Origin of the sequence: Bacillus sp. NPDC077027 (genome assembly GCF_050269555.1) — a bacterium.
In the GTDB taxonomy this organism is placed as follows: Bacteria; Bacillota; Bacilli; order Bacillales; family Bacillaceae; genus Bacillus.
The window spans coordinates 80106-106060 of sequence record NZ_JBNNIO010000003.1; the positions used below are offsets into that span (position 1 = coordinate 80106).

A 25955-nucleotide genomic window follows, 5' to 3' on the forward strand; every position below is an offset into this window, starting at 1 on the left:
TTTAAGAAGCGCCTTCTTCAGCAGCTTCTAACAGCTGTTCATTTAACTTTTTTACTTCGATATACTCGACATGGTGTCCATCTACTTCATTAATGATAAACTCATAGCCTTCTTCTTGAATTGAGTCGTTTTTCTCAACTTCATATTTTTGTGTAAGGAACCAGCCGCCGATTGTATCGACTTCTTCGTTATTAAGTGATGTGCCAAGAAGCAGGTTCACTTGATCGATTAGAACTTTTCCTTCGAAGATATAATGATCTTCACCAAGTTTACGAACTTCGTTAATTTCATCAATGTCAAATTCATCGCGAATTTCACCAACGATTTCTTCCAGGATGTCCTCAACTGTCACAAGACCAGCTGTTCCACCATATTCGTCAGATAAGATCGACATGTGTACACGTTCACGTTGCATTTTGAGTAAAAGCTCATGAACTGGTACAGTCTCAATGACATGAATGATTGGATTCACGAATTTTTCAATGGTGTCATCTGTTGAGCATTCACCACTAATGCAAGCAGTGAGTACTTCTTTAATGTTCACAACACCAACAATGTTATCTTTATCGCCATCTTCAATCGGGTAGCGTGTATATTTCTCGACCTTTGTCACTTTTAGCATTTCGCTAATTGTAATATCATGCGGGAAGCTAACGACTTCAGTACGAGGAACCATAATTTCTTTCGCCAGACGATCGTCAAATTCAAAAATTTTGTTAACGTATTTGAATTCAGACTGGTTAATTTCGCCGCTTTTATAGCTCTCAGATAAGATAATCCGCAATTCTTCCTCAGAGTGCGCCATGTCGTTCTCTGATACTTGCTGAAGACCAAATGCTTTTGTCAACATACGGGCAGAACCATTTAGAATCCAGATAAATGGGAACATCACTTTGTAAAACGCCATAAGCGGTCTAGCAAAGAGAAGGGATACCTGTTCTGCTTTTTGAATCGCAAGTGTCTTAGGCGCTAGCTCTCCAACCACAACGTGCAAAAATGTCATAATACTAAACGCAATGATAAATGTCACAATATGAGTGGCTGATGCAGGGATTGACAGATCTGCAAGAACGGGTGCAAGCATATGAGCGATTGTTTCTTCCCCTAACCAACCGATACCGAGTGCTGTAATCGTAATCCCAAGTTGGCATGCCGATAAGTATTCATCAAGGTGAGTAGTAACATGCTTAACGGCAACAGCCGTTTTATTGCCTTCTGCAATTAATTGATCGACGCGCGAGCTTCTTAATCGAATGATCGCAAACTCTGACGCCACGAAAAATGCGGTTAAAGCTATTAATAAAGCAACTATGAGTAAATTAACTATGTCCAATTAAGGCCTTCGTTCTGATTTTTGAGAACGAAGGTAACACCTCCTGTTTAGTAAAAGATTTTAACTTAACAGCAGTAGAAACGATTGGACAGCCGTCATTTTTTCAGGTGTAAGCTGTTCTTTCAGTTTTTCACGTTGTTCTGGCCGAAGCTGCTTACAACGTTTTAAAATGTGGTCCATATGCTCATTCATTGAATCAATGTCAGAGGTTAAATGGACAAGTTCATCTAGTTCTTCTGTATGAGAAGGAAATTGTTCATCTAATCTGGATTTGATGTCAGAAAGAGCTAATCTCTGCTGTTTGCAACAAACGATTAATTGTAATCGTTTTAAAGCATTTTCATCGTAATAACGATAATTCGAACACGATCTTACAGGTGCAAGCAGACCTAAATTTGTGTAATAATCAACAGTTCTCTTTGTCACCTGTGCAATCTGTGCTAGTTCGCCAATTCGATACTTTTTCTCAGCCCCATCTGAACATCTCCTCCTAACCGTCACGTTATAGTTTATGAAAATATTTTAATATACTTAGAGACTGAAATACAAGTTAATTGTTCAAAATGACTGGCAATTTGATGAAGATGTGGAAATGCTCACTCGTTTTTGCTTGCTTTCCCAAAAAAAGCGATCTGATCAGGAATTTTCAGATTATTTATGGTAAAATAAAATGAATAAGTTTCATATACATGATATGAGGCGAAGTTTATGTGAGTCGGAAGTGATTAAGTGGGGCCTCTCTTTAGTCTTATTTAATCAGTCTACCGTTTTAGAACATGACAACATCATCAATCAGGAGGTGACTCCTTGTTCTTCTAAGAAAGAGCAAGGTTAAATGGACGATATTGTTAATCTGAGTATAGTCGGGGTTTTGATTGCTTTAACAGCTTTTTTTGTTGCATCTGAATTTGCCATCGTGAAGGTGAGAAGCTCAAAAATTGATCAGCTTATTGCCGAAGGGTCAAAAAAAGCGATAATGGCAAAGAAGGTGACAGCAAGGCTAGATGAATATTTGTCAGCCTGTCAGTTGGGAATTACAGTGACATCACTTGGTTTAGGGTGGATAGGTAAACCAGCTGTAAAGGAGATATTAGTGCGTTTCTTTGGATTGACAAACATTCCTGATTCAGCAATCAGCCTGATCTCAGCAACACTTGCGTTCGCTATTATTACCTTTTTGCATGTGGTTGTCGGCGAGCTTGCTCCAAAGACGCTTGCCATTCAAAAAGCTGAGCGAATGACGCTTTGGCTGTCAGGCCCACTGCATGCTTTTTATATCATCATGTATCCTTTCATTTATATATTAAATGGTTCAGCACGCATTTTAACTAAAATGATCGGACTTGATATGAACTCTGAAAAAGATTCTTCCCATTCTGAAGAAGAATTGAAAATCCTTTTATCTGAAAGCTTAAAAAATGGGGAGATCAACCCATCTGAATACAATTATATGAATAAAATTTTCGATTTTGATAACCGAATTGCAAGGGAGATTATGATTCCGCGCAGAGAAATTTGTGCGATTCCAGATGACATGCCGCTATCTGATATTCTGGCTATTATGACGAGTGAGAAATACACACGTTTCCCAGTATTTTCAGGAGATAAAGATACAGTTATTGGAATGCTGAACAAAAAACATCTCTTTGCAGATATTGTCTATCAAGACGAAAAGGACCGTATCAATATAAAAGATTATATTCATCCAGTCATTGAGGTCATTGATACAATTCCAATTCAAGAATTGCTTGTCAAAATGCAACGTGACAGAATGCATTTGGCGATTTTAACAGATGAATATGGCGGAACTTCAGGGCTGGTCACCACAGAAGATATTTTAGAGGAAATCGTCGGTGATATACGTGACGAATTCGACGAAGATGAACAGCCGATCATCCAAAAACGGGCAGAAAATCATTACGTTTTGGATGGCAAGGTTAGATTGACAGAAATCAATGAATTGATTGATCTTTCATATGATGATGAAGAGATTGATACAATTGGTGGTTTGATATTAAAAGAGAATATTGATATCCAAGAAGGACAATCAATATTTATAGGTGACGTTCGGATGAAAGTTCTCGAAATGGACGGCCGTTATATCAAACAGATCGACCTAGAAAAAGGCATTAGCCGAGTAGATAAAGGATCATTAGCAGAACTAGATATGAAGGAGCCACTGCTAGTGAACGAAATGACCTTGAGCGAAAAATAGGCTCAAGGTTTTTTTATGTAATAAACTCTTTATTTAAACAGAAATTGATGGATAAACTACTTGTCAGTCTTGCCAACTTGATCGACATTTAATGAAATAAACGTCCCAATTGAAAGCCAGCAACAAATAAAATAATAGAGCCTAAGACGGTCATTAGAAGGTAAGCGGTGGCTGCTGCTATTTTTCGTTCCGATAGCAAGGTAGCTGTTTCCACACTAAATGTAGAGAAAGTTGTAAATCCCCCAAAGAACCCTGTACCTATAATGACAACAAGCTGACTGTGAATGTCTAGCGCACCGGTTAAAACACCAAGTCCAATTGCACCGATCAAATTGACGAGTATAATGCCGTATGGGAAACTGTCAGATGCCATTTTGCTTTGAAAGAGACGACTAAGAAATAAACGCAAGACGCTGCCTGCGCCTCCAGCGATTGCCATGTATATAACGATCATCTTTTATCTGCTACCTTTCTTTTGTTCTTATCAAAGAAACGACTGCTTATTAGTAATCCAATCATCGCTGCAAGGACACCTCCTGCTACAGACAGTAACATGTACAAGCTACTCTCTGAGGGTTGTCCAGATTGAAGAAGTAGAACAGTTTCTTTTGAAAAAGTAGACATCGTGGTGAAGCCTCCACAAAATCCTGTCCCAATGAGTGGAAATAAAAAGGCCTTTCTTTTATGAAACATCAAATACCCTGTAGCAAAACCGAGCAACAGACTGCCAAGGACATTTTCTATCAGTGTTGCAAAAGGAAATGGGTGGTTTAAAATGGTAAGGCTAAGCGCGTATCTACAAAGTGTGCCTAGGGTTCCACCGATAAAAACGGCTAAATATGGCTTCATTTTAATGATTTCTCCTTTTGGAAAAATAGTGGATGATCTGTCACGACACCGTCGACCGGATATGCCTTTATCCGATTGGCTGTTTTTTGATCTTTTATCGTCCAAACAAATACTTTCATTCCGCTTGATTGAACGCTTCGAATCCGAAAGCGATTCAACATTGTTTTTTTCATATTTAAGCAATCAGCAAAGGTTCGATAAAAAGAAAGTCGCTTTTTTACAAGCTGACCAATGCTTGGTTTGATAATAAATGCTGTTTGAAGGGAAGGGAATTGTTGTTTTACTTTCTCGAGCACTTCTTGGTTGAAAGACTGGATCATGATATTTCTTGAATAAGGAAAGCGATTGACCCAATCACAAACAACCCTTTCAATCCCGACATTTCTTTTTGGATGCTTCAGTTCAATTAATATGCCGACTTTTTGATGGTATCTGTCAAGAATCTCTTGGAGGGTGGCAATTCGCTCATTTGAGTATTTTTCATCAAACCAACTACCAGCATCCAGCTCTTTGATTTCTGAGAGTGTATAGCTTGAGACAGGTCCACTTCCATTTGTCGTTCGATCTACTGTATCATCGTGAATAACGACTACATTTTTGTCCTTTGTGAATTGTACGTCTAACTCAATATAATCAGCGCCCTGCTGAACCGCTAAATCGAATGCGGCGATTGTATTTTCTGGAGCAAGGCTTGACGATCCTCTGTGTGCAATGATATACACGTGATCCAGCTCCTTGAATAAGTTCTTTTTATCATATCAAATGAGACCTTCTTTTACCCTATACTATATTGATGATGACTTCACTCTATGAGGTGTCGCCCTGGTACAATATGAAAATGTTCACTTTTTAGGTGAAATCGGAATAGGCCATGCTATATTTGAGTAAATCTGAATAACATCAATTTTTCTTCAGAATAATCAGTTATGAATCGCCAACATTCGTCAAAATATTAGTGCTTTCGTCATGTTGACTGAAAATTCTGATGTTTTATAATGATGAAAAGGAGGCGAGATGATTGGGTAAAGGGAGAATTAAAGTGGAAGAACGTATTAAGGTCGAAACGGATGCTGAAATGTTTAAAGCGACTCTCCTTGATCAGGCTCAAAAGAAGAAGTAGTGTGCTGCCCGTCGATAAGTCTCTAGCCAACAATTAAATAAAATGAAAATGATGCCCCGGGGGATATACCCCGGGGTTTTTTGTGTAGAGGTCAGACATTTATTAGAGGACATAAACGAATGATATATTATAGAATAGAGAGTATTGCATTAAAGGAGAGAGACATACATGTTTACACAAAAATTGATGGATACGTATTTTACAATGGATACAGTCATTCAAATTGGCATAAGTCTTTGTATTTTATTTATTTTTTTATTGCTTCGAAAGGTATTTACGAAGTATTTGTTTAATATCATTTTTAAGCTAACGAATAAGTCGAAGACAGAGGTTTTTAATCAAATTGTTGTTGCCTTTGAGAAACCAGCAAGATTGTTTTTTGTTGCACTCGGTTTATATTTTGCATTAAGACAGGCTCCGTATTTTGAACACCATATGGATGTCATTGTCAAATTTTACAGGTCATCAATCATTTTAATGATGACATGGGGACTGTGTAATTTAACTGCTAAGTCCTCATTCCTATTCCACAAAGTCAATTCAAAGTTTGATTTGGACATGGATGATATTTTAGCACCTTTCTTATCAAAGGTCCTTCGCTTTGTGATCATTGCTCTAAGCATTAGTGTCGTCGCTCAAGAGTTTAGCTATGACGTGAATGGACTTGTAGCTGGACTTGGTTTAGGTGGTTTGGCATTTGCACTTGCAGCACAAGACACAGTGGCTAACTTTTTCGGCGGCATTGTCATCATTACGGAAAAGCCATTTACTATGGGGGATTTTATAGAAACGCCCAGTGTATTAGGAACGGTTGAAGATATTACATTCAGAAGTACAAAATTTAGAACACCTGCTGAGGCCGTTGTCACTGTACCGAATTCAACGCTTTCCAAGGAGCCGATTACAAACTGGACAAGAATGAACAAGCGTCAGATTACATTTTCTGTTCGGGTTTCCTACAACACACCGAAAGAAAATATCGACAGATGTATAAAACGGTTAAAAGAAATGCTACATGAGCATGATGGTGTTCATAAAGAAACCATCATGGTGAACTTAGACATCCTAGGAGACAGTTACTTGAATTTATTTTTTAACTTTTACACGAAAACGACATCTTGGGCAGAAAGCCTGGATATTAAACAGGACATTAATTATCGCATTATGGATATTTTCCACGATGAAGGTGTCGAGTTTGCCTTCCCAGGTCAAACCATTTATATGAAACAAAAAAATGAGAAACAGCTAAGTCAATAAAAGGGGGAAGAGCGCTTGGATCAAAGAAAGGTAGCTGCATTCACGCAAATGATTGGGAAGGCAGCACATGTGACAGTGCTTACAGGGGCAGGAATGAGCACAGAATCAGGTATTCCTGACTTCCGTTCTACCGGCGGATTGTGGACTGAGGATACTTCACGTATGGAGGCAATGAGCCGTCACTATTTTTTGCAACATCCAGATCAGTTTTGGCCGAAATTTAAAGACCTGTTTCAAATGAAAATGAGCGGAAGCTATGAACCAAATGCAGGGCATTTCTATTTGGCAGAACTGGAACAGCAAGGGAAGCAGGTCGATATTTTCACACAAAATATTGATGGTCTTCATAAAAAGGCTGGTAGCCAGCATGTTTATGAGCTTCATGGCTCTATTCAGACAGCAACTTGTCCAAGATGTAAGACTCAGTATCATATCCCTTATTTGTTAAAAGAAGAGGTGCCGATTTGCAATCAAACGAAGCCCTCTGGTGAAACCTGCGCGCAGGTGCTAGCAACGGATGTTGTCCTTTTTGGTGATAGGGTCAAGCATCTTGATCAGGTGGAACGAGCGCTACGTCAATCAGATGTGCTACTTGTCATCGGCACGTCTCTTGAAGTAGCACCAGCTCGGTATATTCCAGAAGATGCCTCCCGAATTCCTTCATTACAAAAAGTGATGATCAACCTAAGTGACACCGAAAGCGACCCCTTATTTGATCTTGTCATACAAGAACGAATCGGCGACTTTGTCAAAAAATGTTTGAGATAGAAACAGCCCGCAACGATTGTGCGGGCTGTTTGTCTAAGAAGGGTTATTGTTGAAGTGGTCTCATGGCTTCATCGATTACTGCAAACGTATATTCCTTCTTTTTTAGTTGAGTGATGAGGCTGCCTAAGTACTTTGCGGTGGCAGGCTGGTCATGCATCAAAATAATTTTGGGTTCTTTTGGATGCTTGCTATCTAGTAGATCTAATTGGTTTAATACCTCTGGTACATATTTGGCACTTTTGTACTTCCAGTCAAGGCTGTCGATGGTCCAATCCCAATAAACAAACCCATTTTTCTTCAATTGCGCTTTTTGCTTATCTGTTAAATGGGGTACACTGCCATACGGCGTCCGCACAAGATGTGTGTACTCTCCTGTTATAGCTGCTAATATGTTTTGATCAGCTTTCATCTCTTTTAGTGGGGAATCATCGTTTTGATAAAAACGTTTGACATCATGCGTGATCCCATGAAGTCCTAATTGATGTCCTTCTTGATGAAGTCTTTTGACTGTTGCTGAATGTTCTTGTATTTGCGGCCCTAGCATAAAGAAAGTCGCTTTTACATTCTGGGCCTTTAATACATCCAAAAGCTGATTCGATGTGGCTGAAGGGCCATCGTCGAATGTAAGAAAGATCGTTTTGTCTGTGATGTTCTTATTCGGCTTCATCTTAAAATGTGTAAACAGTGTTTGAGATGAAGCATCTTTCGCTTTCAAACTTGTTTGTGTATCACGCAATTGACTGCTGGCAGAAAGACGAATGGTTTTATCCGCTGCCCGCATATTTGACTTGGACATATCCCAAATAAAAAAAAGGATAAGGGTGAGAACCACTAATCCGATTGCCTTAGAGATAAGCAGCACATTGGAAGGTGCTTGCTTTTTCGTAACCCGTTGCATATCAAATCTCTCCAGTTGAACTAAATTTGTGTCGAATTGGGTATATGAATCTGTCTTTTTTGGCTATATTTTGTCATTATCTCATTTTGTAAGTATACAGGAAAAAAGAGCCTCTGAATATAGATAAATCTAAAAAATTGGAATCTTTTTGGTTATGAATCTATATTTCTTACAATAAAAGATTATGTATCTAAATTGCTTGAAATATTTCTGATTTATCATTGAAACGTAAGAGTTTATCCGCTAAGATAGCATCAGAATCAACCATTAAAGCAAAGGGGAGAATCGTATGAAAGTATTGTATAATGGGGATTTTATTGATAAAGAAGAGGCGCATGTTGATATTGAAGACAGAGGCTATCAATTCGGAGATGGTGTATACGAAGTGATTCGGGTGTACAATGGTGTATTGTTTACGCTAAAAGAGCATACAGAGCGTCTTTTCAAAAGTGCAAAAGAGATTGGTATTCAACTTTCTGGAACGGTTTCAGCATTTGAAGAAAAATTAAAGCAACTAGTGGCTGATAACCAAGTAGCAGAAGGCGGAGTGTATGTTCAAGTGACAAGAGGAGTTGCACCTCGTAAGCATCAATATGCAGATTCTCTCGTTCCGCAAATAACAGCATACACTTTCCAAGTGAAAAAGCCAGTACAAGAGCAAACGAACGGAGCAAAAGCGCTCATTTCAGATGATCTCAGGTGGCTTCGATGTGATATTAAAAGTTTAAACCTCTTATATAATGTGATGGAAAAGCAAAAAGCATCTGAAGCAGGTGCGTTTGAAGCGATTCTCTTGAGAGATGGTTTTGTCACAGAGGGGACATCTTCGAATGTGTATGTTGTGAAGAGCGGTGTGATTCGAACTCATCCAGCAACCAATCTTATTTTAAATGGAATTACACGCAGAAAGTTAATTGAAGTGTTTGCTGAACAGGGCTTAGCTTTTGAAGAAACACATGTGAGTAAAGAGGAACTTTTGAGTGCTGACGAGATTTTTATTAGCTCCACAACAGCAGAGGTTGTACCAATTGTCGAGCTTGATGGAAAGCCAGTGGGTGTAGGTGTTCCAGGTGAATTAACGAAGCGGGTGCAACTAGGTTTCCAAAATAAAATTAAACAAGAAACGGAACAATCCATTTCATCATAAAAAACAGCAGAATCAACTTCTGCTGCAATAGGGCTGTAGACAAACCAACATTTGTTTCCAGCCCTTTTTATCCGATCTATTTCACAATAAGAACAGGAATATCAGATTTTGCTGAAAGCCTCTCACTAACACTGCCAAACAGCATTTTCTTCAATCTGCTTTGATCACGTGCGCCCATCACAATAAGATCGGCTGAGATGTTTTCGGCAAATTGTACAATCGCTTCTGCAGGATGTCCTTCCACAATTTCAATGATACATGGATAGTGCATCCTCTATAAAATCTGCTTAACCTGTCACAGTTTCAAATTACTTTCTAAACAAGTAGTGAGAAACAGTTAAGCAGAATAATAGAGGACTTAATATGACAACAGCAACAAAGGTAAAGGAACTAGTAGCTATTTATGTTAGTTTAAGTCCAGAGATGAAAAAGGAAAAGAAGATGTTCTTTTAAATCAGAGAGACATTGACGAGATTAGCTGAAAGGAATGGGGATTCAGTTTGAGGTATTTCATGAGGTTGAGTCCTCAATCAACTGGGAAAGCCCTCAGCTTGTTAATATGCTCAAAGGAGCCATTTAAAAGGATTCTGGTCTCCCACTCTGATAGGTTATCAAGAGATGAAAGAGATTCAGCAGAACTCAATGAACTCTTTATTGAACATGGTGTACTGATTGAAACACCTAACAATGTCATTGACCTAACAGATAGTAACCAAGAACTTATATGGGTTTTACTCAGGTACTCTCCTCCTTTGAATACAAGAGAATCAGACATAGACTACTGAGTGTAAAATCATCAATGTAGTTATGGATTGGCAGTAGACCTCCACTAGGCTATTCAACTTAGAAGTCCAGTGATTGCACTATTACTAAATAACTTACTAACATAATAACTCTAATTCCATGTAGTAAAACTCAATACATAAACTCAAAATATACAAATTAGTTTAATGCTACAGTTTAGAAAAACTAGTATCATGAAGATTATAAATACCATTCCACAGAGAACAAAAAGTAATTAATACTGATGTTTTTGGACAGATTAACAAGGTTAAATAGCTAATTTAACCTTTAAGGCATGTGATATAATTCTAGTATCATCAAAATTCTATAAATGACTAAAGGAGTAATATTATGCCTACAATAATGGGAAATCTTTTAATATATATCAACAACAAAATAGATGACCATTTTGCAAAATTCTCATATGAAAATGTAAACAGATATATTGATTTTTATGAAGATATAAGTGTTCCAGAATTCAAAGAATTTTTTTCCTCATACCATTACAACTTAAATAGGCTGTTTAAATTCCTAAATGGTAAATCAAAAAACAACAAACACTATAATGCTCATCAAAGTAGAGAATTAATGTACCTGGTTGAGGAATTACAATCTACTCAATCAAACCTTAAAGGTACTAAATATTATTTTGATTTGATTCCATATTACAAGGAGATTTTAAACCAATGTGATAAATTCCTTGTTGATAGTAGAGGCAGCCAAATACCAGATGATTTTCCATTAATAGATATAATTGATGCTCAGCCTATATTTGTCTTTGATACAGAGGTTTCAATATCAAGAATGGACAGAAAGGTATCATTCCCTACTAAATCAATTGGCACTGGTTCTTATGCTACTGTTCATAAATATAAGGATGATTACTACAACAGGCACTTTGTTATAAAGAAGGCAAAAAAAGGTTTAACAGAAAGTGAGCTTGAAAGGTTTAAAAGAGAATTTGAAGAAATGAAAAAGTTAAATTCCCCTTATGTAATTGAGGTATATAATTTTGATGATAAAAAGCATGAGTATGTTATGGAGTATGCTGATGAAACATTAGATGACCATATCTTAAAAAGGAATGGAACAATGACAGTACCAGAAAGAGTTAGTTTAGTTAAACAGATATTGAGAGCCTTTATTTACATTAATAGTAAAGGGGTTCTGCATAGAGATATAAGCACAAAGAATATCCTGATTAAGAAATATGATGGGTTAAATGTAATAAAGGTTTCTGATTTTGGACTAGTCAAATTGGAAGACAGTATATTAACTAATAAAGGTACAGCAATAAAAGGATATTTTAATGACCCAAAACTAGAATATGTTGGTTTTAATAAATACAATATTGTACATGAAACATTTGCTCTGACCAGAATTGTGTATTTTGTCATGACTGGGAAAATCAAATTAGAATCATATAACAATAGTGAATTTAAGAAATTCATTGAAAAAGGTATTGCCGATGACTATAAAGAAAGATATCAAAATGTAGAAGAATTACAAATAGCTTTTAACAAGATAGTATATACTTCACCCTAAGTGTGTACTTTTCTTTATTTAAAAAGGGTAATCCTCTAATGGATTACCCCCATACTTCCATTCCTATTTCAACTGTAACTGTTGCTTATTAGTAAGATGCCTAATGTACTTGTGTACTTCCTCATCTTTTAAAACATAATGCCTCTGTATCTTTTTATCCTGTTTGTATTCTAATTGATAACTCAATATGTTCTTTCTTGGTAACTGTTCTCCCTTGTTATAAATCACATTAAAAAGCCCCCACTAAATTAATCTTAATTTCTGAGATGACTTAATATAAAAAGCTATGGTATGGATGAACTTTATTCACCTTTCTACCTCTAGCCTTTACTTTATTAATTATATGGTCATATTCAATTAGAGCTGACAAACTATTTAAATCTGCTCCTGTCATATACACTATTTCTTCAATTGAATAATCCATTGTGAAAAGATTCTTAATAAGATGTGTTCTAATATAGGCAGGATTTAGTATTTTCCAATTCTTATTTTCAGTATCTATTCCTTTAAGAGTGTCAAATACATAGTTTATTGTACTCTCTGACATCTGTCTAAATTGATTGTTGTATTTGGTGTAAAGCAGAGATGTACCTTTAACTTTATTATTTTTGTTTTGTTCTAATAGTTCCTCTATAAGACTGATTAACTTTGGAGGAATCACAAGTTCTCTTTGGTCAATTATTATTTTACCTTTAACAATATTATCTGTTTTTAGTTGGTATAATGTTGACCTTTCAAATCCAAAACAAATACATAAAAGAAAAATCACTTTATTTCTCAAAGCTTCTTTTCTGCTATCAAAATAATCAAGAATAATTTGGATATTTTTTTGATTTAGCATGTCATCCTTAATTGTTTTTTCTTCTAATAAATTCATCCTTTTTACTAATTCAGTTCTATTTTCATCGAAGCTATGTAGCTTTATCTTTAATGTCTGAAAAAAAGACCTGATATGAGAATATTTATTATTAAAAGTATCACTTGAGCTTATTTTTTTTGCTTGTTCTTTATTATTACTCTGTTCATTTTCATGTAGTAAAAAATCCTCAAATTCCTCTAATCTAATTTGATTTAAATCCCTGTACCTCTTTAAATTATCTGAGTAATAAATGAAAAAGTTATACAATGTACTTTTGTAAACATTCCAGCTACTTCCCCCATCAGGAAACCTATAAGCCTTGAATTGGGAAATATACTTAAAGTAATTTGTAATTTCTTTATCAAAGATGTTCTCTTTACTATAATACTTAATGAATTTTGACTGTCTTTTGTTAAAGATATCAACATTAAAGATAACCCGATCTAAATTGCCTGGTCTGTTTGAGTTAGGGATACTTTCTATTTTCACATTAAATAATATGTACTCTCTCCCGTTGGTCAGTATTCCCCATTCATAACTGTTACTAAAAAGATAATCAGCTAATTGTGATTGTTCTTTATCTGTTAATTTACTTTGAGAGGATTTCACCTCAATATACAAACTCTTGGTATTGTTGACCTTTACTGCTATATCAGCTCTTCCATCTTTAAAATATTTTTGTTGTTCATAATCAAACTCTGTAGAGTCATAACCTAACATTTTCAAAAAGTTAGTAACAACATGTATTTTAATGTTTTCCTCATTTGTATCTTTAAACTTGTTGTACATCTTTTTAATAAATAATAAATCTTGCTGAACCTCAATCATACTCAATCCCCCTGAATCTTAAACAATAGTTAATTAGCTTAATACTCAAAGGTTGCTTTAATTTCCTCATTGTTGTAGTAATCGGGAGGGAGGTTGCAACTTTTTGGAAATTCCTTTTATCTTATTTTCTATTTCCATTTAAAAAATTTTTTCATCAAGTATTTTCAATTGTATTCTTAACTAGTGGGAACATTTCCAAACATACATCTTCTTCTAGCTCATGAATACCTTTACTCAGTATTCCATAGAGAAACCTGTTTTCAACTAATGTATGTAGGTAAAAAACCCCTCAAGCATTTGAGTTTTATTATCCATCCTTGCTTTCTTGTATTTTTCTTCATCCCAGTCTGGTATCTCTTCTTTTCCTTTATATGACATACCTCAATTAAACCTTCAAAAATCCTTCTTAAATACACAAATGAGCCTATACCAACACCAGTATTAAACTCTTTATATTTTTCTCTGCCAAGTATTGTTCTGTACTTTTATAAATCCTCTTGGTCAATAGAGGCTGTTGATGGATACTGTTCAATGTTAAATATTCCTTAATATGAAAGATTCCATAAACCATATGTTTAGTGTACCTTTGGCAATCAAAGTAAACTTTAAATGAATGAGTGCTATTTCAAAACCTATTCATCAAAAACTCTACTTTTTCCTCATGTTTATCATTAAATTTCATTGTTGCAATGACATCTATGCTCTCATACTTATTAAGGTTTTTATTTGTAAGTGCATCTCTACCTGATGGTTGTGATTTAAAGGTGGATGTTTTGTTACAATTTAAACAATACATATCAATTAAAAGTTTAAAATCTTTAAGAATATAAAAATCCCCTCATTAATTGGAATTTTATGTGAAGAATGGTTTCGATGATTATTTCCTCTAACTCCTGATTGCTGATCACTTTTCTCCCAACTGATAATCTCTTCTTTTAGCTTATTTTCTATTTCTATTTTATAACATAATCACCAACTGTATCAATATAAAAAGAAGAGAAAGAGATCTTTATGTGTTAACCATTTACTCTAGTTTCTTAATGTTTAAAATCAAGAGATAATAGGATGGACTATCCTCTAACCACCTCAATTGTTCCTTCAAACTGTTCTTCATTAAGAAGCATCTGGGCCTCGGCGATCACTTCCTCCGTATGATCTTCAAAAATGATGGGATTCTTTTCATCATGAGGGACATAAACAGGAGGAACTTGAAGGTCTGCCATACCGCCACCAATATACGCTCCACCAGTCATTGGACGAGGTGCATCAAACACCTGCCTTTGCGTTTTGCCATCATGTGCATAGACAACCGTCAATTTGGCCTGTAAGGTTTTAGCTAGAGCAACCGCTTTCTTTAAAGCTTTCTTACTATCCTCATGTCCATCAAAGGCAACGACCATCCGATCTGCATGAAACAATATCCTCATTCCTTTCAAAAGGAGTCACTACAATTAACGTATACCCGATATGGACTCTTTATACACATCATAACAAGTAAAAGATAGGATCAATATCGCCTTAATTTTGTTAGAAAATTTCATTTATTGAAAAATTTTATTGACAAAATATCGAAAGCTACTATAAGATAAAAAAAGATGAAAGAGCCGAAAGGAGGAAATGTCATGCTTAACACACGAAGAATGCCGATCAGCAATCAATGGTTTGTTCACGTGACATTTACTCCTTTATCGATCGTATAACGGGACGATTTTGTTCCAGGTTAAATTTATCGATTAAGGCGTATGTTGCGTTCTTGTGCCAACATACGCCTTTTTTATATTGATTAAAGAGGCATGCTAGGTCAACTGGTCTGCCTCTTTTTTTGTTGATCACATTTAGGGTGTCAAAATCATACGCAAGATAGGTTCATCATCAATCAAAAAAAGAACAGGAGTGAAAGCATGTGAACAAGATAAAAGCAAGAAAAATGACTAAAGTAGTAAAAACAGAAAAAGCTGACAGCAAGGAAAAACCAGAAAGCGGCTAGCTTTTAAAGGAGAGACAAACATGTTTTCAGTATTTGCAAAACTAGGTTGGTTTTTCAAACAAGAGTGGAGAAGATATACCATTGCGATCTCCTTGCTTTTGATTGTCAACGTACTTGAAATGCTTCCGCCTAAATATCTCGGTCAAGCGGTTGATGACATTCGTTCAGGACAGTTTACGACTTCCAGCATTGCATTTTATATTTCCATCTTTTGTTTACTGGGTGTCATCGTATATATACTCACTTATTTTTGGATGTATCAGCTATTTGGCGGGGCCAATGTGATGGAACGAGTGCTACGTGGAAAACTCATGCGTCATTTGCTTAAGATGACACCGACCTTTTATGAAAAGAAAAAAACGGGTAATTTAATGGCGCTTGGAACCAATGACTTAAATGCGATTGCCCTAACGACGGGATTTGGTGTGCTGACATTAGTTGACTCCACTGCATTTATGCTCATGATCTTTTTTACAATGGGCTTTACAATCAGTTGGGAATTAACATTAATGGCGATCTTACCAATGCCACTGATGGCACTTTTAATCGCCTTTTATGGGAGTAAAATTCACCAGCGCTTCACTGTGGCCCAAGATGCTTTTGGAGATATGAATGATCGTGTCTTGGAATCAGTGTCTGGCGTTCGGGTCATCCGTTCATTCGTGCAAGAAAAAAAGGATGTCCAGCGCTTTCGTGAGATGACCGAAGATGTATTTGAAAAAAATATGCGTGTTGCCGTCATTGATTCATTATTTGAGCCGACTGTGAAGTTGCTTGTAGGTGTTAGTTACTTGATTGGGATTGGCTATGGGGCGTATCTCGTCTTTCGCAGTGAGCTGACTCTTGGTGAGCTTGTATCCTTCAACGTATACCTTGGGATGATGATTTGGCCGATGTTTGCCATTGGTGAACTGATTAATATCATGCAGCGAGGAAATGCGTCTTTAGATCGTTTAAACCATACTTTAAACTATAAGCCTGACGTAAAAGAAGCAGAGAAGCCGAAAAAACTCAATCGACCAGGAGATATAGAATTTCACCACCTCACGTTTAGATACCCGAGTGCATCTAAAGACAATCTCATTGATGTCACATTTACGGTTCGCCAAGGGCAAACGATTGGCATCACTGGCAAAACAGGCAGCGGAAAGACGACATTAATTAAACAGCTATTACGTCAATATCCACCAGGTAAAGGTGATGTTCTCCTATCTGGCATTCCAATTCAGGATGTTGACATGGATCAGCTATTTAGCTGGATTGGTTATGTGCCGCAGGATCATATTTTGTTTTCTAAAAGTGTCGAAGAGAATATGCGCTTTGGACATATTGATGCCTCAAATGATGAATTAAAGCAAGCGATAAAAGATGCTTATTTTGAAAAAGATTTACCACTTTTACCTGAAGGACTAGAAACAATGGTTGGTGAAAAAGGAGTCGCACTCTCTGGTGGTCAAAAACAGAGGATTTCAATTACACGTGCTCTTTTAGTCGATCCAGACATTTTAATACTGGATGATTCACTATCAGCGGTTGATGCAAAAACAGAAACAGCCATTTTAGAAAACCTTCGAGAAAATCGTCAAGGAAAGACGACGTTTATCACTACACATCGTTTGTCAGCAGTTGAACATGCTGATTTGATCCTCGTGATGGAGCATGGACGCATCGTCCAGCGCGGGACTCATCAACAGCTTGTGAAGGAAGAAGGCTGGTACAAGGAACAATTTAAACGCCAGCAGCTGACAAATAAGCTGGAAGGAGGGGATGAGGCATGACAACAGGACGAAGATTGCTTGCCTATGCACTCCAATATAAAAAAATCTTGGTGATTGCGCTACTATTTCTCATTGCTGCGGTTGGGGCAGAGCTGACAGGACCATTTATCGGGAAGAAAATGATTGATGATCACATTCTAGGGGTTGAAAAGCCGTACTTCCAAGTAAATGAGAAAACAAAAAGCTCAGTCACCTTTAAAGGAAATGAGTATTTACGTGAAGATCGTATTGATAACACCATTGAAACTGGCAAAGAGGTCAATATCGTACAGGTTGGATTCGGCTATTATTTTTTAAATGAGCCAATACGCTTTGATGGAAGCCGAACAGTCAATGGAGATCAATTAACGATTAAAAATGGAAACAATAAGAAAACATATGAAGTGGAGCGTTTATCCAAAGATGAGATTTTCACCTTCTATCAGCCAGAAATTGAAGGCTTAATCAAGCTGGTGCTGCTCTATTTGGGCTTGCTCATATTCGCAATTTTCTTCCAGTATGGTCAGCATTATTTATTACAACGGACGGCCAATCGGATTATTCAAAAGATGAGAGTCGACATATTTGAGCATATTCAACGATTGCCGATTCGTTACTTTGACACCTTGCCAGCTGGAAATGTCGTCGCAAGGGTAACGAATGATACGGAAACGATTCGCGATTTATATGTCACCGTTTTGGCTAACTTTGTGACGAGTGCTATATATATGATAGGTATATTTATCGCCATGTTTTTGCTGAATGTAAAATTGGCACTGATTTGCATGATCACAGTACCGGTTATTTTCATTTGGTCGTTTACCTATCGGAAATTTGCATCCGTTTATAATCACCGTATTCGTTCAATTATCAGTGACATTAATGCGAAGTTGAATGAAGCCATTCAGGGAATGACGATCATTCAAGCATTCCGTTATCAAAAGGAGACAAAGCAAGAATTTGAGGAACTGAATGCTGAACATTTTAAATATCAACGAAAAATGCTACATTTGAACTCTTTGCTCTCACATAACTTGGTGAACCTGCTACGTAACTTAGCATATGTCGCACTCATTTGGTATTTTGGGGGTGCATCACTAAGTGCAACAGGTATCGTATCAATCGGAGTTCTTTATGCATTTGTTGATTACTTGAACAGACTATTCCAGCCAATTACAGGTATTGTGAATCAGTTTTCAAGATTGGAGCTTGCAAGGGTTTCATCTGAGCGGGTCTTTCAATTATTAGACGAACCAGGAATAGAAGTAGAAGAACCGAAGCAGACAAAGATTAAAGGCGATGTAGCCTTTCGAGATGTGACATTTGCTTATAGTGAAGGAAAAGATGTGCTGAAAAACATCACATTTGAAGCCAGAAAAGGGCAAACAATCGCTCTTGTTGGTCACACAGGATCAGGGAAAAGTTCGATTATGAATTTGCTTCTTCGCTTTTATGACATTCATAAAGGAGACATTATGATTGATGGAGAAAGTATTTATCATCAATCGCGTCAAACACTTCGCAAACAAATGGGCATTGTGTTGCAAGATCCCTATTTATTTTCAGGAACGATTGCATCTAATGTCAGCTTAGGCAATGATGAGATTAGTCGTGAGACGATTGAATCTTCTTTGAAACAAGTAGGTGCAACAGAGCTACTTCAACATTTACCTGAGGGCTTTGATGAACCAGTTGTGGAAAAGGGGAGTACGTTATCTTCTGGTGAGCGTCAGTTGATTTCTTTTGCAAGGGCCCTAGCTTATGATCCAGCGATTTTGATTCTTGATGAAGCAACAGCCAATATTGATACAGAAACAGAAGCCATTATTCAGCGGGCGCTCGACATCGTGAAGGAAGGAAGAACAACATTTGTCATCGCCCACCGTTTATCAACGATTAAGAAGGCAGATCAAATTCTCGTTCTTGAGAAAGGAGAAATCATTGAACGGGGCGATCATGAAGAATTAATGAAAACAGATGGCGTATATGCCCAAATGTATGAACTGCAAAAAGGCACAGCCATGACAGGATAAGTAGAAAGGCTTGCGGGATTCATCTCCGCAAGCTTTTTGTATAAAGAGTAAAATAATAAGTGCGTCATTAGTAAGCAATGCCGACTCGTTGATGTAGGAACTCCTTTGAATTCAATTGCTGATATAAAAAATGAGCGGTATCTCCAACAGAAATCTGCTTCCCATCCATTGGGAGAAAATCTTTCTCATAACGATAAGATCGAGTAACTTCTCCATCAGGCAAGTAGGTTGGACAAATGATAGTCCAATCAAGGTCTGATGATTTCAGCATTTGATAGGTTTTCGCATGTTCCTTCGCGGCACGGGTAGTGCTCCGCCTTGATTCATTGGTCTCATAGCGGAAACGCTCTGGCGACTGTCTCGCTTGTAGAATTCCTGCTGTCCCAATCGTAATGATGCGTTTCGTGCCAGATGACTGCATGGCTTGTACAATGTGCTCCATAGAAACAGATAAAGTGTCATCTCCATCAGTTGACAGGCAACTAACCACAATATCAGCCCCTTTGATCGTAGCGAGCACATCCTCTTTCATTCTTGAATTACCGGTGACTTGAAACGAACCCGCAAGCATTCCTTCACGTTTTGTACGAATGAGTGAACGAACCAAATATCGTTCATCTAATTTAACAAAACGAAGAAATGCTTGTCCTACACGTCCATGACCACCGAAAAGAGCTATTTTCATCAGTTCGATCCCTCCACTACATACTATAAGTGAAAATAACTCGAAATGGTACAACTTTATATTAAGCTTTTCTTGTAAAGCTGAAAGGATCGGATGTTATGACCATATTCACATAATAAAGATACCCCGACAAATTGCAAAAGCTCAAAACTCATACCAGATAAAATGTCCACGAAGATCCGCCTCCTTTTATTCACATGATATGTAAAATGCGTCAAATGAGTGTGGGCGGAAAACGAAAAAGAAGGCACCTTAAGAGGTACCTTCTATGATCCATCATATGAAATTAAGCTTTTGTACCGCCAAGATTTTGCTGTGCATAAGATACAAGACGTTTTGTGATTTCTCCACCAACGGATCCGTTAGCACGAGAAGTCGTTTCAGGTCCGAGGTTGACACCGAACTCAGAAGCGATTTCGTATTTCATTTGATCGATTGCTTGTTGTGCACCAGGAACAACTAATTGGTTTGAACTTCTAGAATTAGCCATGATAATATTCTCCTTTTTGTATATGATATGGTTGGGTTTGCTGGAGTCGCACCAGCAAATGATGTTGCATCATTGCCACTTGGCGAAACCCAATGCTGTATCCGCTTTGTACTAAGTATTATGGTTGATTCATGAAAAAAACATACAAAAAAAGAACATGGTAAATGTTGTGTAGCTTTTATTGTTTCAACAAAAAAACATCACTCATGTGAGTGATGTTTTGCGATTATTCTGCGGAGCGAATGCGCTCTTCTGTTTCAATATCAAAGAAATGTGCTTTATTCATATCAATAGCAAGTGGGAGTGATTGTCCTGCTTGTATATCTGTGCGTGAATCAACCCGTGCAATAAAAGTTTGGCCGGCAATAGTGGAATAGAGCATCGTCTCAGCACCCATTAGCTCAGCAACTTCGATTGTAGCTTCAATTTTAGTACCTTCAGATGTATTAATGAAAATAGGCTCATCATGAATGTCTTCAGGGCGTATGCCGAGAATCACTTCCTTTCCAATATATCCTTTGCTTCGTAAAATCTTCATCTTTCCTTCAGGAATACGAATGTGAGTTTCACCAACGGCAATTGTTCCATCGGAGAGTTTACCTGTAAAGAAGTTCATCGCAGGTGAACCAATAAATCCACCAACAAATACATTTTCCGGATTTTCATACACGTCTTTTGGAGCACCGACCTGCTGAATAAAGCCATCTTTCATCACAACAAGTCTTGTTGCCATCGTCATTGCTTCGGTCTGATCATGTGTCACATAAATAAATGTCGTTTTTAGACGCTGATGTAGCTTAGAAATCTCAGCACGCATCTGTACGCGTAATTTAGCATCAAGGTTAGAAAGCGGTTCATCTAAAAGGAATACTTTCGCATCGCGTACAATTGCCCTTCCAAGAGCGACACGCTGTCTTTGTCCGCCTGATAAAGCTTTTGGCTTACGATCTAAATATTGTTCCAATCCTAAAATTCTGGCAGCATTACGAACACGCTCATCAATTTCAGTTTTAGGAAACTTTCTTAGTTTTAAGCCAAATGCCATATTATCATATACATTCATATGAGGATATAAGGCATAGTTTTGGAAAACCATTGCAATATCGCGATCCTTTGGCGCCACATCATTCATACGCTTGCCATCAAGAAGGAAATCACCTTGTGAAATTTCTTCCAAACCTGCAATCATTCGAAGAGTTGTTGATTTCCCACAACCTGATGGACCAACAAATACGATAAACTCTTGATCATGGATGTGCAGATTAAAATTATCAACAGCCGTTACTTTATTGTCGTACACCTTATAAATGTGGTCGAGCATAATTTCTGCCATAGTATTGCCTCCCAATCTTTAAGTGAAAGCGCTTTATTTATAGGTAAAGTGTATAAAAATTAAGAGGGCGATGTAAATAGACAACATGCACAACATCTGTTGAAGTTTTTTAGGCAAGGTGCTTTTGATTTTGTTTGTGATAGTTTGCTGTTAAGGGATTCGCTCATTTTTACACATTTAAAAGATTCATCATGAAATAAGCAGCAGAAGCCTCAGAAAAATGTCGAATGTCGATCCCTGTTCGCTCAATAAACTTGTCAATTCGATATTGGAGGCTATTCCGATGAACATATAACGCTTTTGCTGCTTGAGAAGCATTTAAATTACAGCGCATATATGTGCTGAGTGTATTGACAATATCCCGATCTGAAATCGCCTCTCTAAACGCATCTGAAATTGCTTCTGTGAGTTCATGACTATCGTAACAAGCAAGATACGGGAGGCTGAGATAAAAGGAAGAGACACCTGAACGTAATTTTCCTCGTTCTATTAGGCGCAAAAATAGTTGATTTTCTTTTAGCAGACGAGTTCTTAAATGATCATTCGGGACATGTAATTGACCTTGGAAAAAGATAGAGTCTGTTAAAAAGTCACTTGTAAAAGCGTGGGAAAGCTCTAATAAAATATCTTGCTGCCCATAATCTGACGAAACATTTGTTTGAATCATCATGGCAGATTCTGCACCTGTCCAAACAATCTGTGTACCTTCAAATACTCCGTTCACAGCCTCTTTAATTTGCTGTCTTTGCTCAGGCTGATGCTCCATTTTAAAATAATGTACTTGAACAGAATCAATGATCGGAAGCGATTTGTCTTCAAAAAGGTAGCTATACCAACTTTTTTCACAATCAGTTGCCAGCGTATTGAATGGATCAATTGGCTTCAAAAATGAATTCAAAAGGAGTGTTTCTCTATGTGTTAGTTGTGAGGGATCAACACCAAATACTTCACCCTGATCTGTTTGATACCAGAGAATATTTTCATCACTTGAAGGCTTTGTAATGATGTGTTGACCGTAAACAAGTTTTAACTTTTCTAGCATGATTGGACTCCTTAGGCAATTTAATCATAGACATGAAATAGCATTAATTCGTGGATTTCTTCTTTAAGCGATGGTTCTATATCATGAGGGGGGAGAACCGATCCCCATTCAATATCACCAGTTTTGTGGTAGACGCCCTCATAGTGAGCACCATTATGAAAAAATGAAATTCTCCAACCCGGCAATTGAGCTTTCTTAAAAAGCGGTTTCCATTGGAAATGAGTAATCATGCAGTCACTGCCTCCTTGATTTTATTCATTAAACAATAAAGAAAATCTAAAGTTTGAGAGCAAATGTTGACTTGGTCTTATTGTATCTTATCTTGATGAAAGAGCATAGTAGGACATAAATGGTTTAAAGTGAAAAAATGTGAAGAAGTCACCTATTTTAAATTTAAATTATCTAACGTTAAAATGGCTTCTTTCGATAAGAATGCAGCATATTCGACTGTTCTTTTAGTGGAGAGCCATTTGGCATTCTTTAAAGAAACATGTTCAAAAATGCCTCTTCCAGGTCGTGAATTGGCTTCAAACATCCAAATCGCTCCTGTGCGATCGATTCCAAGGTCAAAGCCTATTTCTCCAATAAGTCCAGATGCTTTTTCATCAATAACTTGACTGAGTAATAGAGCCGTACTCGCTAGATTATGATATATTTCCAAACGTTTTTGAGGGTCAGTGTACACTTCAGCTAATGTTTTTACAATCCCTCCGGATAAAACATGTGTTGTAATGCAGTTATCACCTGAAACTTTTGCAGCCACTGCTGTGATGGTCCACTTACCTTTGGTATTTTTGTTTGTATGAACACGGAAATCTAATGACCGATGATTGAGTTGTATCAACTCAATTCCTTGCTGGGCTATATATTCATGAATGTTGTTGTTTCTTTGAAAATCAGTAAAAAATTCTTCAATTGATTGATAATGAGAGCACATAGCAGAGCGGCTTTCTGTAGCACTTTCAAGAGAAAAGCCTACATCCTCTTTTTTTAATTGGTAAATGCCATTTCCAAAACTTCCATTCATCGGTTTTAAATAAATTACATCATGTAAGTGAAGAAGAGCTCCGATTTTACTAAGAGCATCTAAGTAATGCAATTGAAAGGAATGTGGTAGAAATGGAAGTGTACGTTCATCTGTTAATAGTTGTTCATGAATATTCCATTTATTAAAGAAATCAGGATTGAACCATGGGATATCATAATCGAACATCAGACGCCGCTTTGTTTCCTGCACTCGTGCAGATTGTTCGGTTTTTCGACTTGGAAGTCTGTCATATACAACGGTGGGGAGTGGCACTTCCTTATAAGTCCACTGCTGATCTTGTAAAAACAATCCTTCGACGACCCCTAATTCCCAATCAATTGAATGAGAACCAAATATATAAGTAAAGCCAAAATGCTTTTGGCATTCCGCTAGAAGATTGTTAAAAAAGTCAGTTCGTTTTCCTAATGGATCAGTAGATGCATGAAACCCTGCTGAAAAAATGCCAATGAGCGGACCAAAATAAAGAGTCTCATCATGAATAAACACATCTACTTTTGTTTGATGAGGGATGAGAAGTTGAAGATATAAATCTTTAGATAAAAGAATTGAATGACGTAACTGATCATCTAAAAAAGTGTTGCATTTCGCAGTTCGAGAGCCTAAAGCTACATAACATACTTCTGCTATTTGTTTTTTAAAGCCGACGGGTAGGTGAATTGTTTGTTCACTTTTTTGATGAATGCCGATCGAGTATCGCCTTTTGATCATGTTGAACCACCTTGTTTTCATTTATAGTGTTGAGACAACGATGCAGGATTGCGTTCACAATATCATTTTCTTTCTCTGGAAAGGCTTCTAAAAGTGAGGAACGTCCTGGCTTTGATATCACATTTGAAATGTAGAGCTGCCCTTCGTTTGTGTGGCAAATGTCTAAGGCGACCTCAAAGAGCAGTGGAAATTGAGTATTGAATAAGTCTAAAAATGCGGAACAGATGGTTGAAATATCATCGAGAAGAAGTTGCTTCAATTCAGGTTTTAACGATTTTAAGTAGTCATCAAAGCCTAGCATATGTTCAGTTATCTGTGAAATCATTAAAAAGTTCATTTGATTCTCTTTTTTTATGCATTTTCCGATGATGTCCCATTGATTTTGCTTATTTTTCATAAGAAAAATACGAATTTCAACAGACAAAAGATCATTTGTTTGAGATGAGTTTATAGATTGAATCATATAGCGGTTCAAATACTTTTTGCTCCAGCTCTCAAATAAAGATTGATTCGAGAAGGTCATTTCCTGCTTTTGTTTTTTTTGATAGAAGCAAGTAGTCAGTTTTTGCTGATCATTCATGTATATATAAATTGGCTTGGTTCCTAGTTCGTGAGAGAGCGGTTTAAGCATACATGCCGAATATTCTTTTAAATAAGCGACGATCACGGCAGAATCTTTTAATATTGAACACGTAGGTAAATAAGGACGTAAAGAATCATTTGTGTGAAGGTGTTGATATAATAACCACTTATTTGCTGGAAACCCAAGACTTAAAAATTGTGTTTTTGGGTACTTTTTTAACCAATCCATTATTGGTTTTGCTTTTTTAGAGACAGAGTTTTGTTGATATAGACAGCGGTCATAAATAAGGTTTGGGATTGAAAATTTTGCATGCTCAAAGTCGCCTTTCTCAGCAGAATATTGCCGGCCTTGAATGACATTTGAACCTGGCTGAAGATCGAGAGGAGTGAAACGCACAACTTCTATGCCAAAAGAGGCTGCGCTTTTGGCGAGTTTCACTGCAAAAGCCTCTTCATGCTTAGGAGAAATGGAAACAAAACCTAAAGTTGACATGGTGTAAAACCACCTTCTTTAAATTACTTGTTTTAACACATCAAAAAGACATTTTGTCTATTTTACATAAATCATGTACTCATTTATCATTACGACAGATAGCTTAGCCATATGTCATGTGTATCTGTTTCGATTTGCTTGCTCCTTTGACAACATCTATAATACGAATAGGAAAAAGCACATTTTAGAGTGACG

General features: G+C 37.0%; 23 protein-coding genes and 1 pseudogene. 8 read left to right on the top strand and 16 right to left on the bottom strand.

Annotated elements, in window-relative coordinates:
- Position 1: 1 nt before the first annotated feature.
- Together ACQKEZ_RS10835 and ACQKEZ_RS10840 are read right to left on the bottom strand one after the other, a co-directional pair.
- On the bottom strand, positions 2-1333 hold the full coding sequence (locus tag ACQKEZ_RS10835; RefSeq protein WP_427300699.1) for a hemolysin family protein: 1332 nt from the start codon (positions 1331-1333) through the stop codon (positions 2-4).
- A gap of 60 nt (positions 1334-1393) precedes the next feature.
- Positions 1394-1834: a MerR family transcriptional regulator gene (locus tag ACQKEZ_RS10840; protein WP_427300701.1), complete on the bottom strand. Its 441-nt coding sequence runs from the start codon at positions 1832-1834 to the stop codon at positions 1394-1396.
- A gap of 334 nt (positions 1835-2168) precedes the next feature.
- On the opposite strand from ACQKEZ_RS10840, the gene ACQKEZ_RS10845 reads away from it, so the two are divergent.
- The gene (locus ACQKEZ_RS10845; RefSeq protein WP_427300703.1) at positions 2169-3548 is read left to right on the top strand and encodes a hemolysin family protein; all 1380 of its coding nucleotides are present in this window, start codon (positions 2169-2171) and stop codon (positions 3546-3548) included.
- Between the two features lie 88 nt (positions 3549-3636).
- Here ACQKEZ_RS10845 and crcB (ACQKEZ_RS10850) read toward each other — a convergent pair whose 3' ends face one another.
- From crcB (ACQKEZ_RS10850) to ACQKEZ_RS10860, 3 genes are read right to left on the bottom strand one after another with little or no spacing between them, the layout of a single operon-like run.
- A complete protein-coding gene (gene crcB / locus ACQKEZ_RS10850; protein WP_427300705.1) occupies positions 3637-4002 on the bottom strand; it encodes a fluoride efflux transporter CrcB in 366 nt (121 codons plus the stop codon).
- Positions 3999-4397, bottom strand: coding sequence for a fluoride efflux transporter CrcB (gene crcB, locus ACQKEZ_RS10855; protein WP_427300707.1), 399 nt, complete (start codon positions 4395-4397; stop codon positions 3999-4001). Before crcB (ACQKEZ_RS10855) ends, crcB (ACQKEZ_RS10850) begins: the two co-directional genes overlap by 4 nt.
- Positions 4394-5119, bottom strand: a complete 726-nt coding sequence (locus tag ACQKEZ_RS10860) for a glycerophosphodiester phosphodiesterase (protein ID WP_427300708.1) — start codon at positions 5117-5119, stop codon at positions 4394-4396. The genes crcB (ACQKEZ_RS10855) and ACQKEZ_RS10860 overlap by 4 nt, the downstream gene beginning before the upstream one ends.
- A 296-nt stretch (positions 5120-5415) precedes the next feature.
- Here ACQKEZ_RS10860 and ACQKEZ_RS10865 point away from each other — a divergent pair, with 296 nt between their 5' ends.
- From ACQKEZ_RS10865 to ACQKEZ_RS10875, 3 genes are all read left to right on the top strand, one after another.
- Positions 5416-5517, top strand: a complete 102-nt coding sequence (locus ACQKEZ_RS10865; RefSeq protein ID WP_427300709.1) for a YhdX family protein — start codon at positions 5416-5418, stop codon at positions 5515-5517.
- Between the two features lie 168 nt (positions 5518-5685).
- On the top strand, positions 5686-6774 hold the full coding sequence (locus ACQKEZ_RS10870) for a mechanosensitive ion channel family protein (protein ID WP_427300711.1): 1089 nt from the start codon (positions 5686-5688) through the stop codon (positions 6772-6774).
- 15 nt (positions 6775-6789) lie between these two features.
- On the top strand, positions 6790-7542 hold the full coding sequence (locus tag ACQKEZ_RS10875) for an NAD-dependent protein deacylase (protein ID WP_427300712.1): 753 nt from the start codon (positions 6790-6792) through the stop codon (positions 7540-7542).
- Between the two features lie 43 nt (positions 7543-7585).
- Here the strand turns inward: ACQKEZ_RS10875 and ACQKEZ_RS10880 are convergent, their stop codons facing one another.
- Entirely contained in the window at positions 7586-8440 is an 855-nt protein-coding gene (locus tag ACQKEZ_RS10880; protein ID WP_427300714.1) for a polysaccharide deacetylase family protein, read from the bottom strand.
- 289 nt (positions 8441-8729) lie between these two features.
- On the opposite strand from ACQKEZ_RS10880, the gene dat reads away from it, so the two are divergent.
- Positions 8730-9587, top strand: coding sequence for a D-amino-acid transaminase (dat, locus tag ACQKEZ_RS10885; RefSeq protein ID WP_427300716.1), 858 nt, complete (start codon positions 8730-8732; stop codon positions 9585-9587).
- A gap of 76 nt (positions 9588-9663) precedes the next feature.
- Here dat and ACQKEZ_RS10890 read toward each other — a convergent pair.
- Positions 9664-9840 (bottom strand): annotated as a pseudogene (locus tag ACQKEZ_RS10890) (universal stress protein); the annotation flags it as partial.
- 881 nt (positions 9841-10721) lie between these two features.
- Between ACQKEZ_RS10890 and ACQKEZ_RS10895 the strand changes: the two are divergent.
- Entirely contained in the window at positions 10722-11915 is a 1194-nt protein-coding gene (locus ACQKEZ_RS10895; RefSeq protein ID WP_427300718.1) for a protein kinase domain-containing protein, read from the top strand.
- A 271-nt stretch (positions 11916-12186) separates the two neighbouring features.
- On the opposite strand, the gene ACQKEZ_RS10900 is transcribed toward ACQKEZ_RS10895, so the two are convergent.
- Together ACQKEZ_RS10900 and ACQKEZ_RS10905 are read right to left on the bottom strand one after the other, a co-directional pair.
- Positions 12187-13602, bottom strand: a complete 1416-nt coding sequence (locus tag ACQKEZ_RS10900; protein ID WP_427300720.1) for a type I restriction enzyme HsdR N-terminal domain-containing protein — start codon at positions 13600-13602, stop codon at positions 12187-12189.
- 1070 nt (positions 13603-14672) lie between these two features.
- A complete protein-coding gene (locus ACQKEZ_RS10905; protein WP_427300722.1) occupies positions 14673-15020 on the bottom strand; it encodes a universal stress protein in 348 nt (115 codons plus the stop codon).
- Positions 15021-15609: 589 nt separating this feature from the next.
- Between ACQKEZ_RS10905 and ACQKEZ_RS10910 the strand changes: the two genes are divergently transcribed.
- Both ACQKEZ_RS10910 and ACQKEZ_RS10915 read left to right on the top strand, forming a co-directional pair.
- A complete protein-coding gene (locus tag ACQKEZ_RS10910; RefSeq protein WP_427300724.1) occupies positions 15610-17367 on the top strand; it encodes an ABC transporter ATP-binding protein in 1758 nt (585 codons plus the stop codon).
- Positions 17364-19379, top strand: a complete 2016-nt coding sequence (locus ACQKEZ_RS10915) for an ABC transporter ATP-binding protein (protein WP_427300726.1) — start codon at positions 17364-17366, stop codon at positions 19377-19379. The genes ACQKEZ_RS10910 and ACQKEZ_RS10915 overlap by 4 nt, the downstream gene beginning before the upstream one ends.
- A gap of 67 nt (positions 19380-19446) precedes the next feature.
- On the opposite strand, the gene ACQKEZ_RS10920 is transcribed toward ACQKEZ_RS10915, so the two are convergent.
- The 7 genes from ACQKEZ_RS10920 to ACQKEZ_RS10950 form a co-directional block, all read right to left on the bottom strand.
- Positions 19447-20064 (bottom strand): NAD(P)-dependent oxidoreductase, encoded by a 618-nt coding sequence (locus ACQKEZ_RS10920; protein ID WP_427300727.1) that lies wholly within the window; start codon positions 20062-20064, stop codon positions 19447-19449.
- Between the two features lie 286 nt (positions 20065-20350).
- The gene (locus tag ACQKEZ_RS10925) at positions 20351-20554 is read right to left on the bottom strand and encodes a small, acid-soluble spore protein, alpha/beta type (RefSeq protein WP_427300729.1); all 204 of its coding nucleotides are present in this window, start codon (positions 20552-20554) and stop codon (positions 20351-20353) included.
- Positions 20555-20780: 226 nt separating this feature from the next.
- Positions 20781-21887, bottom strand: coding sequence for an ABC transporter ATP-binding protein (locus ACQKEZ_RS10930; RefSeq protein ID WP_427300731.1), 1107 nt, complete (start codon positions 21885-21887; stop codon positions 20781-20783).
- Between the two features lie 169 nt (positions 21888-22056).
- The gene (locus tag ACQKEZ_RS10935) at positions 22057-22929 is read right to left on the bottom strand and encodes a helix-turn-helix domain-containing protein (protein WP_427300733.1); all 873 of its coding nucleotides are present in this window, start codon (positions 22927-22929) and stop codon (positions 22057-22059) included.
- 20 nt (positions 22930-22949) lie between these two features.
- Entirely contained in the window at positions 22950-23159 is a 210-nt protein-coding gene (locus tag ACQKEZ_RS10940) for a YheE family protein (RefSeq protein WP_427300735.1), read from the bottom strand.
- A gap of 152 nt (positions 23160-23311) precedes the next feature.
- Positions 23312-24685 carry a YheC/YheD family protein gene (locus ACQKEZ_RS10945; RefSeq protein WP_427300737.1) on the bottom strand — a complete coding sequence of 458 codons (1374 nt, stop codon included), beginning with the start codon at positions 24683-24685 and terminating at the stop codon, positions 23312-23314.
- Complete coding sequence (locus ACQKEZ_RS10950) at positions 24642-25760, bottom strand: YheC/YheD family protein (protein WP_427300739.1); 1119 nt, start codon at positions 25758-25760, stop codon at positions 24642-24644. Before ACQKEZ_RS10950 ends, ACQKEZ_RS10945 begins: the two co-directional genes overlap by 44 nt.
- Between the last annotated feature and the right edge of the window lie 195 nt (positions 25761-25955).

Excerpts from the sequence above, each read along its gene's own strand:
- ACQKEZ_RS10910 (WP_427300724.1), top strand. The coding sequence starts at position 15,610 with ATGTTTTCAGTATTTGCAAAACTAGGTTGGTTTTTCAAACAAGAGTGG.
- ACQKEZ_RS10925 (WP_427300729.1), bottom strand. The coding sequence starts at position 20,554 with ATGGCTAATTCTAGAAGTTCAAACCAATTAGTTGTTCCTGGTGCACAA.
- ACQKEZ_RS10930 (WP_427300731.1), bottom strand. The coding sequence starts at position 21,887 with ATGGCAGAAATTATGCTCGACCACATTTATAAGGTGTACGACAATAAA.
- ACQKEZ_RS10845 (WP_427300703.1), top strand. The coding sequence starts at position 2,169 with ATGGACGATATTGTTAATCTGAGTATAGTCGGGGTTTTGATTGCTTTA.
- ACQKEZ_RS10935 (WP_427300733.1), bottom strand. The coding sequence starts at position 22,929 with ATGCTAGAAAAGTTAAAACTTGTTTACGGTCAACACATCATTACAAAG.
- ACQKEZ_RS10940 (WP_427300735.1), bottom strand. The coding sequence starts at position 23,159 with ATGATTACTCATTTCCAATGGAAACCGCTTTTTAAGAAAGCTCAATTG.
- ACQKEZ_RS10945 (WP_427300737.1), bottom strand. The coding sequence starts at position 24,685 with ATGATCAAAAGGCGATACTCGATCGGCATTCATCAAAAAAGTGAACAA.
- ACQKEZ_RS10920 (WP_427300727.1), bottom strand. The coding sequence starts at position 20,064 with ATGAAAATAGCTCTTTTCGGTGGTCATGGACGTGTAGGACAAGCATTT.
- dat (WP_427300716.1), top strand. The coding sequence starts at position 8,730 with ATGAAAGTATTGTATAATGGGGATTTTATTGATAAAGAAGAGGCGCAT.
- crcB (WP_427300707.1), bottom strand. The coding sequence starts at position 4,397 with ATGAAGCCATATTTAGCCGTTTTTATCGGTGGAACCCTAGGCACACTT.
- ACQKEZ_RS10915 (WP_427300726.1), top strand. The coding sequence starts at position 17,364 with ATGACAACAGGACGAAGATTGCTTGCCTATGCACTCCAATATAAAAAA.
- ACQKEZ_RS10870 (WP_427300711.1), top strand. The coding sequence starts at position 5,686 with ATGTTTACACAAAAATTGATGGATACGTATTTTACAATGGATACAGTC.
- crcB (WP_427300705.1), bottom strand. The coding sequence starts at position 4,002 with ATGATCGTTATATACATGGCAATCGCTGGAGGCGCAGGCAGCGTCTTG.
- ACQKEZ_RS10880 (WP_427300714.1), bottom strand. The coding sequence starts at position 8,440 with ATGCAACGGGTTACGAAAAAGCAAGCACCTTCCAATGTGCTGCTTATC.
- ACQKEZ_RS10900 (WP_427300720.1), bottom strand. The coding sequence starts at position 13,602 with ATGATTGAGGTTCAGCAAGATTTATTATTTATTAAAAAGATGTACAAC.
- ACQKEZ_RS10895 (WP_427300718.1), top strand. The coding sequence starts at position 10,722 with ATGCCTACAATAATGGGAAATCTTTTAATATATATCAACAACAAAATA.
- ACQKEZ_RS10950 (WP_427300739.1), bottom strand. The coding sequence starts at position 25,760 with ATGTCAACTTTAGGTTTTGTTTCCATTTCTCCTAAGCATGAAGAGGCT.